Annotated in this window: 11 protein-coding genes; 6 read left to right on the plus strand and 5 right to left on the minus strand. The window is 37.2% G+C overall.

The window, feature by feature from the left end:
- Positions 1-2 precede the first annotated feature (2 nt).
- From I6U50_RS10265 to I6U50_RS10285, 5 genes are all read right to left on the minus strand, one after another.
- On the minus strand, positions 3-3164 hold the full coding sequence (locus I6U50_RS10265; protein WP_198628838.1) for an efflux RND transporter permease subunit: 3162 nt from the start codon (positions 3162-3164) through the stop codon (positions 3-5).
- A gap of 9 nt (positions 3165-3173) precedes the next feature.
- A complete protein-coding gene (locus tag I6U50_RS10270; RefSeq protein WP_193711933.1) occupies positions 3174-4295 on the minus strand; it encodes an efflux RND transporter periplasmic adaptor subunit in 1122 nt (373 codons plus the stop codon).
- 16 nt (positions 4296-4311) lie between these two features.
- The gene (locus tag I6U50_RS10275; RefSeq protein ID WP_227740414.1) at positions 4312-4794 is read right to left on the minus strand and encodes a GbsR/MarR family transcriptional regulator; all 483 of its coding nucleotides are present in this window, start codon (positions 4792-4794) and stop codon (positions 4312-4314) included.
- 71 nt (positions 4795-4865) lie between these two features.
- A complete protein-coding gene (locus tag I6U50_RS10280; protein ID WP_198638762.1) occupies positions 4866-5705 on the minus strand; it encodes a phospholipase A in 840 nt (279 codons plus the stop codon).
- A 153-nt stretch (positions 5706-5858) separates the two neighbouring features.
- Positions 5859-6935: an isoaspartyl peptidase/L-asparaginase family protein gene (locus I6U50_RS10285; protein ID WP_198638763.1), complete on the minus strand. Its 1077-nt coding sequence runs from the start codon at positions 6933-6935 to the stop codon at positions 5859-5861.
- A 196-nt stretch (positions 6936-7131) separates the two neighbouring features.
- Between I6U50_RS10285 and I6U50_RS10290 the strand changes: the two genes are divergently transcribed.
- The 6 genes from I6U50_RS10290 (at position 7132) to I6U50_RS10315 (ending at position 12761) form a co-directional block, all read left to right on the plus strand.
- Positions 7132-7674: a 3-hydroxyanthranilate 3,4-dioxygenase gene (locus I6U50_RS10290; RefSeq protein ID WP_193711936.1), complete on the plus strand. Its 543-nt coding sequence runs from the start codon at positions 7132-7134 to the stop codon at positions 7672-7674.
- A gap of 60 nt (positions 7675-7734) precedes the next feature.
- Positions 7735-9288, plus strand: coding sequence for an L-piperidine-6-carboxylate dehydrogenase (amaB, locus tag I6U50_RS10295; RefSeq protein WP_198638764.1), 1554 nt, complete (start codon positions 7735-7737; stop codon positions 9286-9288).
- 249 nt (positions 9289-9537) lie between these two features.
- Positions 9538-9930 carry a YkvA family protein gene (locus I6U50_RS10300; RefSeq protein WP_193711938.1) on the plus strand — a complete coding sequence of 131 codons (393 nt, stop codon included), beginning with the start codon at positions 9538-9540 and terminating at the stop codon, positions 9928-9930.
- Positions 9931-9975: 45 nt separating this feature from the next.
- Complete coding sequence (locus I6U50_RS10305) at positions 9976-10692, plus strand: hypothetical protein (protein WP_232805922.1); 717 nt, start codon at positions 9976-9978, stop codon at positions 10690-10692.
- Positions 10693-11027: 335 nt separating this feature from the next.
- Positions 11028-12008, plus strand: a complete 981-nt coding sequence (locus tag I6U50_RS10310; RefSeq protein WP_198638766.1) for a DNA cytosine methyltransferase — start codon at positions 11028-11030, stop codon at positions 12006-12008.
- Positions 12009-12761 (plus strand): hypothetical protein, encoded by a 753-nt coding sequence (locus I6U50_RS10315; protein WP_198638767.1) that lies wholly within the window; start codon positions 12009-12011, stop codon positions 12759-12761.
- Positions 12762-12822 lie beyond the last annotated feature (61 nt).

Here is a 12822-nt window from a genome sequence, read left to right on the forward strand (position 1 = left end):
TTTTATACTTTTTCAGAAATTGATTTCTTTTCTGTTTGGGCTGCTTCCGGTGCTCCCGAAATTTTTTCTTGTAACCATTGGAATATGATATAGAGAATAGGGATTACAAAAACACCTAGAAGGGTTCCTATCAATAAACCTCCTACAGCTCCTGTACCAATAGAACGGTTTCCAGCTGCTCCTGTTCCGCCTGCAAAAACCAAAGGCAGTAAACCAATAATAAATGCGAATGATGTCATTAAAATTGGTCTTAACCTAACCTTAGCACCATCTAGTGCGGCATTTACAATAGAAAGCCCTGCTTTTCTTCGTTGCATGGCAAATTCTATAATTAGAATTGCGTTTTTAGCAAGCAATCCAATTAACATAATCAAAGCAATTTGGAAGTAAATATTTACCTGAAGTCCGGCAAATTTGGTAACCAAATAGGAACCCATTACTCCTACAGGCAGCGAAAGTAAAACGGCAAAAGGAATAAGATAACTTTCATATTGAGCTGCAAGAATAAAATACACAAACAAAATACTTAAAATTAAAATAAATGTAGATTGGGAACCAGCCGATATTTCTTCACGTGTAAGTCCGCCATAATCTATGGAGAAGTTAGATGGTAAAGATTCTGCACTTACTTCCTGAACAGCAGCAATAGCGTCTCCCGAGGAATAACCAGGGGCCGGAGCACCGTTTATGGTTGCCGAGTTAAATAAGTTAAACCTTGTTACAGATTGTGGCCCATAAACTCGCTGTAAACTCACAAATTCACTTAAAGGAGCCATTTCTCCAGATTCGTTCCTTACATAAAGAGAGTTTAGATCATCTGTACTTGCCCTATCTTCTGGGAAAGCCTGAACATATACACGGTATTGTTTACCAAACCTAGAGAAGTCTGCAGCGTATATACTTCCAATATAGCCTTGTAAAGTAGAGAATATGGTAGAAATACTTACACCGGCCTCTTTAGCTTTGGGGATATTTAGCTCCATCTCGTATTGTGGGTAGTTCGTATTGAAAGAACTTTGTGCATACTGTATTTCTGGCCTTTGTGAAAGGGCAGCGATATAATTTTGCGTTTGTTCATCCAGTTCCTGGAAGCTACCTCCCGATCTATCCAATAGTTTTGCTTCAAAGCCTCCGGAAACTCCAAAACCTGGAATACTGGGAGGGGAGAAGAATAGCATTTCTGCATCGGTAAATGAAGCTCCAATTTGGAATAGCTGTGCCTGTATAGATTCTACAGAGAGATGATCTTCTTCACGCTCACTCCAATTATCTAATTTAACAAAACCAAGCGCAAAGTTACTTCCTGCTCCACCAATTAAACTAAATCCATTTACTAAAGAAACACCTTTAACTCCTTCAATTTGCTGCGCTTTCTTTTCTAATTGTGATGTAATTCCTACCGTTCTATCCAGGGATGCTCCTGCCGGTAATTCTACATTTACAAACAATATCCCCCTGTCTTCATCTGGAACAAATCCAGTTGGAGTGGTTTTAGCTGCCCAAATAATTGCCACAACCGAGGCTACAAGCGTAAGGCCTGTAATCCATTTATGCCTATTTAGAAAGGATAGTGAATTTACATACTTATCTGTAGTTACTTTAAAAGCTGTATTAAAAGAGCTGAAAAATCGTTGTAAAAAGTTCTTTTTCTTATACTCTTCATCTTCCCGGGGTGGTTTTAGGAAGATTGCACATAGTGCCGGACTTAAAGTTAAAGCGTTTACCGCAGAAATAGCAATGGCTACAATAAGGGTAACCCCAAATTGTTCATAGAAAACTCCGGTAGGCCCGGTAATAAATGTTACCGGAATAAAAACTGCACCCATTACAAGTGTAATAGAAATAATAGCTCCGGTAATTTCGTCCATAGCTTTTCTTGTGCCGGTTAAGGCATCTTTGGCCCCTTCTTCCATTTTTGCATGAACGGCTTCTACAACCACAATGGCATCATCCACAACAATACCAATGGCGAGAACGAGAGCAAAAAGCGTTAAGAGGTTTATGGAGTATCCAAAAAGGTTTAGGAAAAAGAAGGTACCTATTATGGAAACCGGCACGGCAATAGCCGGAATTAATGTAGACCTAAAATCCTGAAGGAATATAAATACTACAATAAATACCAGTATAAATGCTTCTATAAGAGTAACTATTACCTTGTCTATAGAGGCTGTTAGGAACTCGTTGGTATCAAAATTTATATACACCGAAAGGCCGGTTGGAAACTCCTTTTCCATTTCTTCCAGCTTATCGTGTATATTTTCAATAATTTCCTGGGCATTTGAACCTGGTGTTTGGTATACTGCCATGGCCACACCCGGCTTTCCGTTGGTGTATCCAATAACATTGTAGCCTTCAGCATCAAGTTCAACTTCTGCTACATCACCCAACCTTAAAAATTGACCATTATCAAGTGCTTTAATGATGATATCTTTATACTGGTCTTCGTTTTGATACCTTCCGCTATAGCGCAGTACATACTCGAAAGCCTCGGCATTGTTTTGACCCAGAGAACCGGCAGCCGCTTCCTGGCTTTGTTCATTTATAGCTCCAATAACATCGGAAGGAATTAAATTGTATGCCGCCAATTTTTCTGGCTGAAGCCAAATACGCATGGCATATTTCTTAGATCCAAAAACATTTACATTACCAACTCCTTTAATACGTTGTAATTCTGGAATAACGTTAATGTTAAGATAGTTTTGAATAAAAGTGGCATCGTATTCTTCATTTTCTGAAAGTACTGTGAAGAACATCAATGCACTGGTTTGTTCTTTTTGAGTGGTAACACCAGATTGCGTAACCTCCTGTGGAAGTAAGGGAGTGGCCCTGGACACCCTATTTTGTACGTTTACCGCGGCAATATCGGGGTCAATACCTTGTTCAAAAAATACCTGAATGCTGGCACTACCATTATTACTGGCAGTTGAGGTAATGTAATCCATTCCTTCAACTCCATTAATTTGCTCTTCAATAGGAATAATAACACTTTCCAGTACCGTTTGAGCGTTGGCACCGGGGAAGTTTGCACGAACCTGTACGGTTGGCGGAGCAATGTCTGGATATTGGGTTACCGGAAGCGTTGAGATTCCCAGAATACCCAGTATCACTATTATAATGGAAACAACCGTAGATAATACCGGTCTTTCTATAAATTTCTTTAGCATCTTAAAATCTTATTTAAATACTCTATTAATGGAATTCGCAATACTGTCAAAAGGAATTTCTTGCGGTTTTATAGGGGTGTTGTTTCTCAATTTGGCAACGCCCTGGGCAACAATTTTATCGTTATTTTCCAGTCCTGATTCAACAACTATAAAATTATTTACCCTTGCGGTTTCTTTAATTGTAGTAGAAACAGCAATGCTATCGCCCTGAACTTTGTAAACATAGGTTTTCCCTTGTTGTTCAAAACTTGAAAGTTCGGGTATTAAGAGCACATCTTTATAAGTTTTTGGAATTCGAATCTTACCGCTATTTCCGTTGGACAATAGTTGGTTGGGGTTTGGGAATTTTGCTCTAAAAGTAACCGAACCTGTTGAAGGATCAATTTGTCCCGAAACAGTTTCTATTTTACCTGTTTCGTTATATTTCTCGCCGTTAGCAAGGATTAAAGAAACTTCAGGAAAATTGGCTATTTTTTCTGCAATAGTATTTCCCGCAGTTTCCTGAATAAAACTCATATAATCTTTTTCATTCATAGAAAAGAAAGCGTAAACCTCATCGGTTTGGGAAACGGTTGTAAGTGGAGTAGGGTCGCCTGGAGAGACCAGGGCTCCATTTCTATAATTAATATTGCCTACATAACCATCTACCGGACTTTTAATATTGGCGTATCCTATACTGGCAGCAATACTATTGTAATTGGCCTCTGCCTGAGAAAGTTTCGCTTTTGCAGTCTCTAGCTGTACCTTACTAATAATATTTTTTTCAACAAGGGGTTTTAGTTTTTCTACTTCTACCCGGGCTGCATTTACATTGGCCTTTGCAGCTTCGGCATCGCCAGATAAAGATTCGGTTTCAAGTTTAAACAGGAGCTGTCCCTTTTTAACTTTTTCTCCGGCATCAACCAAAACATTGGTGACATATCCGGGTACCTTTGCACGTACTTCACTATTTACAACACCTTCAATACTTGTTGGATAAGAAGTGTGTCCGGTAACTGTTTTAGTAGGTACGCCTATTACGGGAAAAGGCCTTGGCCCCTGGGCTCTTTGTTGTGCTTTGGTGCCATCTGAGCAAGAAGTAAAAACTCCCGCACTTAGTATAAAGAGACTAAAATAAATTATCTTTTTCATTGCTATGCTTATCTAGTTATTTGTTTATATTTTCTTTTAATTTATTTACTGCTGCGATTGCTTCCTCCAGAAAAGTGAGTAAACTTCTTTGAAATTCCAGGTCAAAATTATCTTCATTATCCAGCTTGTTCATTTGGGTTTTATATTCCAAAACCTCTAAGTGAACCGTTTTTTGAGCTTCCCATTTGGCGGTCATTTCATCAATGTAATTCAACATTAAATCTGGTTTTACAATAAAATAGCGTTTGCGATCCCCGGCTTTTGTGTAGTATTCCATACGGTTTGTTGCCTGTAAATGATCTAAATGCGTAGAAACAGTACTTTTACCTGCGTTTAAATTAGTAACAAGCTCGTCAAAAGTAATTCCCTTTTTTCCTGTAATAATAGCCGTAGAGAAAATTCTTGCCGCTACTGGGGCTAACTGGTGTTCTTTTTCTAATTGAACGCCCAGTTTTTCAATAAGTCGCTTTTTTTGCTTTTCTAATTCTGTAATATTCATTATTGGAATTTGAGGCTGCAAAAATAATATTTGGTTCCGAATAAACCGAACCAATAAGTTTTAAATATTTGTTAAATCGCGTCAGGCAAGGATTTAAGGAAGTTTAATTCATTAGATTTTAGCACGAATCCGGCGCGAATCATACTACGTTTCTCCTGATAATTCAAGAGACTTTCGGCATGTCCTTTAAACCACTCCAGCATCAAATAGATGTTTGAAGAATTAAATGGTTTGTACATTAAACGGGTTTGTAGCGTACCATTCCAGTCTTTTGTACCTTTTAACAACATTAAATCTATATATAATTCGTTGGGTATAATGTTGTAAGTGAGGTTAAGTTTTCCATAGCCTATATATTCCATTAAATCGGCATTATCTTCATATTTAAAAGGAACCCAGGCCTTAAGGCTTAAAAGAAGTCTTTCGTTTAATGCTGTATGATATCCCAGGGAAACTTTATTCCAGCTTCTGGAATAGATGCTATCACGACCATTAGATTCGTGTTCTATTTGAAAGAATGCCATGCCGGCTAAATGATCGTTTTGGTTATAAATAGGTTTGCCAAGCGCAATTCCGGGCTTAAAGTTAATCTCTCTAAATGGACTGGAAAATTTATAAATATTCCAAAAAGCCTTTTGGGTATAGGTAAGAAACAAATGCGTGTCAAAAGGAAGGGTATTTCTGGTAATTAGGGCTTTAAAGCTAATTTGATATTTTGCATCGGCAGTTTCTGACGAGACCTCTTTATTGGTGGGGATGCCGGATATAAAATAATTATCCTTATGAATAGAAAAAACAGGCATTTTTTCTAGTGTATCATTTATTTTATCGCGAGACAATCTTTGGGAATAGCCCTGAAACGTATAAAAAGTGAAAAGGATTATTAAGGAAAAGCTGTATTTACTATTCATTTTCAATTGAGGTTAAAGGATTAAAACAATTCACTCTATATTAAACCCTTATTTTTTGGAAAGGTTTACAATGAATGTTAGAAGCCACAGCGATTACAGGAATACGCCAATAGGTTTTTTGGTACCGGTATAAAAACAAAAAACTGGCTAATTTTAATTCTTATAAATTCCTATTTCTAATTTTCCATTTTTATTCATTTTAGCCCGGTACATGCCTGCAGTATTAAATTCCATAGAAACATTTCCCTGGTGATCTATCGCGATAATCCCGCCACTACCTCCAAGTTCCGGATTCTTTTTTTGTATTACTTCTTTTGCAGCCTGTGCAAGACTCATTTTTTTATATTCCATAAGTGCAGAAATATCGTAAGCTACCACACCGAGAATAAAAAACTCGCCCCAACCGGTTGCAGAAATCGCTGCGGTTTTATTGTTGGCATAGGTGCCGGCTCCAATTATGGGTGCATCGCCTATGCGCCCCCATTTCTTATTCGTCATTCCCCCGGTTGAGGTTCCTGCGGCCAGGTTACCGTTTTTATCTAAAGCGGCACAACCTACCGTCCCAAATTTTGAATCTTTAATAAATGGATCTACAAAAGCGGTCTTGCCATCGTGGTCCAGTTCTGTTTTTTCGGTGTTTTTTGCTTTTAAACGTTCCAGGCTTTTAAATCGGTTTTCGGTATAGAAATAACCCGGATCTACAATTTCCAGGCCGCGTTCGGTTGCAAATTGCTCGGCACCTTTTCCCGAAAGCATGACGTGTTCGGAGTTTTCCATCACTTCCCAGGCTAGATTTATAGGATTCTTCACGGTAGTTACTCCCGATACTGCCCCGGCATTTAATGTTTGCCCATCCATAATAGAAGCATCGAGCTCATTTTTACCTTCGTTAGTGAAAACCGCTCCTTTTCCGGCGTTGAAAAGTGGTGAATTCTCCATGATATTTATAGTTCGCTGTACAGCCTCAATGGCAGTTCCGCCATTCGCTAAAATTTCATGGCCGGTTCTTATGGCTTCTTCCAGCTTGGCTTTATATTCCTGCTCCAGGGAATCGCTCATATTTTCTTTTAGAATAGTACCTGCTCCCCCGTGAATTACGATGCCAAAATTCGCTACGGAATCCTGTTGTTTTTCGGTATTATTGGTTTGTTTCGTTTCAGGTTCCTTATTAGTGGAGGTATTGCAGCTTAAAAAAAGTGATAAACTAAACAGTAGAATGATTTTTTTCATAAAATGGTATTTTTCCTTCCAAGGTAGGCATTTGTATATTTTGTATTTGCGCCAGGGATAGCAGCGTAAATCCCACAGGCGCAACAAGCGCCGAGGAATTGCAGCGAATAGCCCTTTAAGGCGCCCAAAAAGATAAGGAAATTGCCCTTTCTTTTGCGCTTTAAGTTGTAATTTTAAACAATATAATTATAAAATCATGGCAGTAAATAAACCTTTTAACCTTAATAAATGGATAGAGCAAAATCGAGAATCGTTAAAGCCACCGGTTGGTAACCGAAACCTTTATAAAGAATCTGAAGATTATATTGTGATGGTGGTGGCCGGGCCAAATGCGCGCAAGGATTACCATTATAACGAGACCGAAGAGCTTTTTTATCAGCTAGAGGGCGAAATTGAAGTGCATATTCAGGAAGATGGAAAGAAGAAAACAATGCAATTAGGGCCGGGAGATATGTATTTGCATCCGGCAAAAGTTCCGCATTCCCCGGTTAGAAAAGAGGGGTCTATTGGTCTGGTAGTGGAAAGAAAACGTGTACAGCTAGATGCAAAAGATGGGTTGTTATGGTTTTGTGATGCGTGTAACCATAAGTTGTACGAAGTTTATTTTCCGTTAAATGATATTGAGCGCGATTTTTTAAAACATTTTAAACATTTCTACGGAAGTAAAAAGTTGCGTACCTGTGATAATTGTGGCGAAGTGATGCCGGTAGATGAAAGATTTGTGATTGATACAGAATAGTCTTTAATTTTGTTATTTTAGCAGTAAACACACAAAAGAACAGATAAAATTTACAACTTAATGAGTGAAATAGCAGAAAAATTCGGAATTAAGCAAGCTTTAAATGATCTTGGATTGCAGGAAACCAACAACGGAACCTCTACCGGAAAAGATTTTTTTAGTAGCGGTGATGTGATTGAATCGTATTCTCCGGTAGATGGTGCGCTTATTGGAAAAGTAAAAGCCACGAACAAAGAAGATTATGAAAAGGTAATTAGCACAGCTACTGCAGGTTTTAAAGAATGGCGTACCTGGCCGGCACCGCAGCGAGGAGAGGTGGTTCGCCAATTTAATGATGAATTAAGAAGGCTAAAAGAACCTCTTGGTAAATTGGTTTCTTACGAAATGGGAAAGTCATACCAGGAAGGTTTGGGCGAAGTTCAGGAAATGATAGATATCTGTGATTTCGCAGTTGGACTTTCACGCCAATTGCACGGATTAACCATGCATTCTGAACGCCCGGGGCATAGAATGTACGAGCAATACCATCCGCTTGGAGTGGTTGGAATTATTTCGGCGTTTAATTTTCCCGTTGCTGTTTGGTCCTGGAATACTGCTTTAGCCTGGGTTTGCGGAGATGCTTGCGTTTGGAAAGGATCAGAAAAGACTCCGTTAACTTCTGTAGCCTGTCAAAATATTGCTGCTCGAGTTTTTGCTGAAAATAATGTGCCGGCAGGGATTTCTTCATTGATCACCGGCGATTATAAAGTGGGTGAAATGATGACCAACGATAAACGGGTGCCGTTAATTTCGGCTACGGGTTCTATTAGAATGGGAAAAATAGTTGCCCAGGCCGTTGCCGCCAGGTTGGGGAAATCTTTGCTTGAATTAGGAGGAAATAACGCCATAATCGTAACCCCAGATGCCGATATTAAAAATACGGTAATCGGTGCTGTTTTTGGAGCTGTGGGTACTTGTGGGCAGCGTTGTACATCTACCAGAAGATTAATTATTCACGAATCTATTTACGATAAAGTAAAAGATGCTATTGTAAAAGCTTATAAGCAACTGCGTATTGGAAACCCATTAGATGAAAATAATCACGTGGGGCCGCTTATTGATAAAGATGCTGTGAAAAATTACCAGAACGCATTGGATAAAGTAGTTGAAGAAGGCGGTAAGATTTTAGTTGAAGGCGGTGTGCTGGAAGGTGAAGGTTATGAAAGCGGTTGCTATGTAAAACCGGCAATTGCCGAAGCTAAAAATGATTTTGAGATTGTGCAGCACGAAACTTTTGCGCCGGTACTCTACATTATGAAATATTCTGGAGATGTTTCTAACGCCCTGGAATTGCAAAATGGGGTAGTGCAGGGGCTTTCTTCAGCAATAATGACCAACAATTTAAGGGAAGCAGAGCGTTTTCTTTCGGTAGAAGGTTCAGATTGCGGGATCGCCAATGTAAATATAGGAACTTCAGGTGCTGAAATTGGGGGAGCTTTTGGCGGTGAAAAAGAAACCGGGGGCGGCAGAGAATCCGGTTCTGATGCCTGGAAAATATATATGAGAAGACAAACCAATACAATTAATTATACTACCGAGCTGCCTTTGGCACAAGGGATTAAATTTGATTTGTAGTATTTAATAAAAGAATCGTCACCCTGAACTTGTTTCAGGGTCTAATAAATATATAAAAATGACTTAACTTCTGAAATAATCTCGATGCTTCGGGACAGAATGACGAAGCAAGCTTGATTGGAATTATAAACCAAAAAAACCTCACAGCATTAAAAAGCTGTGAGGTTTTTTTCTCAGATTTTAGCACTTTCAAAAATAGGCCTTCCATAATATTTTTATATTTTGGGGTCATCCAAAAAAAGATGAGCAATGAGTAAAATTGATGATGAAACAATAAAACAGGAACATCAAAAACGGCAGGAGAATTTTGAAGAGGAAGATGTACATGGGGTGCTGGAAGATGAGGAGGAAATAAAATCTAAATTTGAAAGTAAAGGGAAATTGCAGCGATATGTAGATGATGCGCAATTACTTTTTAACTTATTACGGGATTACGCAAGCGGAAATTACCGGGAAGTCCCTTTTAACGTAGTTGCGGCTATTGGAGGAGCTTTACTATACGTGCTTTCACCATTAGATCTAATCCCAGATTTTATTCCAATTGTTGGGTATTTGGACGATGCGGCAGTAATTGCGTTCTGTCTAAATCTAATTGAAAAAGACCTGATTACCTATAAAGTATGGAAAGCAGAGCGTGCCTAAGATTTTATATCGCATTAAAATCAATAAAAGTAGTTTTGCACTATTATGAAAAAGCACAACCCTAAATCATTTATGAAACATACAATTTTATTTTTTGCCTTATTAATTCTAACATCCTGCGGAGTTCAGAAAGTTCCACTAAATGAATTACATACTTTGGAGCCAGTCAAACTTTACGAAAATTCAAATGATTTCCTAAACAAACAACCGATGGAAAAGGAATTAGGAATTTTGGTAAAAGACAAAAGCGATCAACACATAACTACAAAAGGAATATTTGACTTAAAAACTGGTGAAAAAAGCAAAAATGGAATTTCAGCTTGGGCTATTGAATACAATAAAGATCATTATTTCAACTTGGGATATTCAACCGATGTGAACCATTGGGGTTCTTATGCCAAATTTGACATCGAAGGAAAATATTGTGCTATAATCATAGACGAAAATTCACCGTATATTCTCAAATCAACGAGCCAAACTTATGGTGGAGGACTTGCAGGCGGTTTAATCGCTGAATCACTAAAATGGGGAAAAAATTGGAAAGACGAAGAAGGTAATAAAAAAAGAATTTTATTTATCGACACAGAAGATATCCATAACAAAATGATGAGTCGGAATGAAAGCGCTCACGGAAATTATTTTACGAAAAAACAATTTAAGAAAATATTGGATGAGACAGGAACAGTTTTAACTGACGAAAAAATAAAAGAAATTGAATTTCATAGAATAATCGAACTGATTAAAAGTGCTAATGAAAAATAACTATGCAACAATGTATCCTATGAAAAGCCCTAGTAGACTTCTTTAAAGTTAATGTTTTATTTTTAATTACCTTATATTGTTGATTTTAAGGTGTTAAATCGTTAATGATTGCGGCTAAATACTTAATCGAAATTCAATATTTTTAGCTAAATTTATTTTAAGCAGACAAAACCTGGTAACCCAACCCGCATCTAGCCATACTCAGAATTGTTGGCAGCAACGGCAGAAATTTTCACTAATTAACTACAACAATTATGAGAAATTTTCTTATTAGTTTGTGAACTAAAAAAACAGTTTAAATTCAATTCTCCTATTTTATAAATATCTTTGGAACTATGTATAGAGAAAAATTAAAATTTATAGACCTCTTTTGTGGAATTGGAGGTTTTCGCATTGCATTTGAAGAAGCCTGTGAGGAAAATGATATTCAACCACAATGTGTATTCTCATCCGACATTGATAAATTTTGTCAAGATTCTTATGAAGAGAATTTTGGAGATAGACCCTTTGGAGATATAACTAAAGTTGATGAAAAAGATATTCCAGATCACGATATACTTTTCGCAGGTTTTCCTTGTCAACCATTTAGTATTATTGGGCAAAGAAAAGGTTTAAACGATACAAGAGGAACTCTATTTTTCGACATTGCACGAATAATTAAAGAAAAGAAACCAAAAACATTTATTCTTGAAAATGTTAAACAATTAGTTGGCCACGATAAAGGAAAAACTTTAAAAGTAATATTACAAACTTTAAAGGATTTGGGCTATCAGGTTCAATATAGTGTTTTAAATGCTTTAGATTATGGATTACCGCAAAAGAGAGAAAGAGTTGTAATTGTAGGACATCGTGAACCAATTATGTTTACTTATCCCGACCCAATAAAGCCTTACAAGCCATTAAATGAAATCTTAGAAAAAAAAGTTGACAAAAAACACCTTGCTTCTGACTACATAAGAAAAAAAAGAAAAGAAAGCCATAAATCTTCATATTACCCTTCAATCTGGCACGAAAATAAATCTGGAAATATTTGCTCTTATCCGTATTCCTGTGCTCTAAGAGCAGGAGCTTCGTATAATTATTTACTTGTAAACGGAGAGAGAAGATTGACCCCAAGAGAAATGCTGCGATTACAAGGATTTCCTGATAGTTATAAAATCGTTGTAAGTGATGGGCAAGCGAAAAAACAAGCTGGAAATGCTGTTCCAGTTAATATGGTCAAAGCGGTTATAGAAAAGCTTTTACCTTACATTGCATCTTCATTAGATCAAACTTCGGTTTTAAGAGAATATGATTTAAAATATAACCCCAGCTAAATGAGTAAAAAACAATCTCCCAAACTACGAACAGTAAATAAATCTATCGCGGCATATCCACTAAATGACTTTAACAATGAATTCCCTTATATCCTTGGTCAAGAAATAGTTTATTTGCTTGCAAGTAAGGGAAGAGCTGAATTAGAAGGCTCTGAATGGGAGCAAATATTTGCCATTTGTATTGGAGCAGAATGGAAACCTTCAAATGTAGGTTTAGATGATGTGGTTATGGGAAATACAGCTTGGGGTGCGAAAACGGTTAAATCTGGAGTAAAAGATTTCAGAAACTTAAAACAAATTCGATTAATTTCTGGAAGAAATTCTCCAATTTACTCTTATGGTGGAACAATTGACACCTCTGCTGATCCTAATATAATTGGTGAACAAGTTTTAGAAATATGGAATGAACGAGTTTCTGCTATTAGAGAAAAATACAAGCATTTAAGAACAGTAGTTTTGGTAAAATCAAATGACCTTTCACAAGTTGCTGTTTTCGAATTTGATACTATTAGATATGACCCAGAATTATATGATTTTAAATGGAATCCAAGAGGTAATTTAGAAGGATTTGAAAAAAATGCAGATACAAAAAGATTTACATGGCAGCCTCACGGCTCCCAATTTACTATTCACGAAAATGTTCCTGCGCATACTTTAATACTTAAAATTAAACAACCGGAAAAACTTGATAAGGAAAAGATTCTAAAAGCAATTGGATTCGAAAAATCTTGGGTTACAATCGAAAGAAAGTAAAAAACCTAAGACAGTTAATTGCCAATAAGCGACAGTTTTAGAAAGAAAATAAATAACCTAC

Source organism: Salegentibacter maritimus, assembly GCF_016236975.1.
GTDB classification, from domain to species: Bacteria; Bacteroidota; Bacteroidia; order Flavobacteriales; family Flavobacteriaceae; genus Salegentibacter; species Salegentibacter maritimus.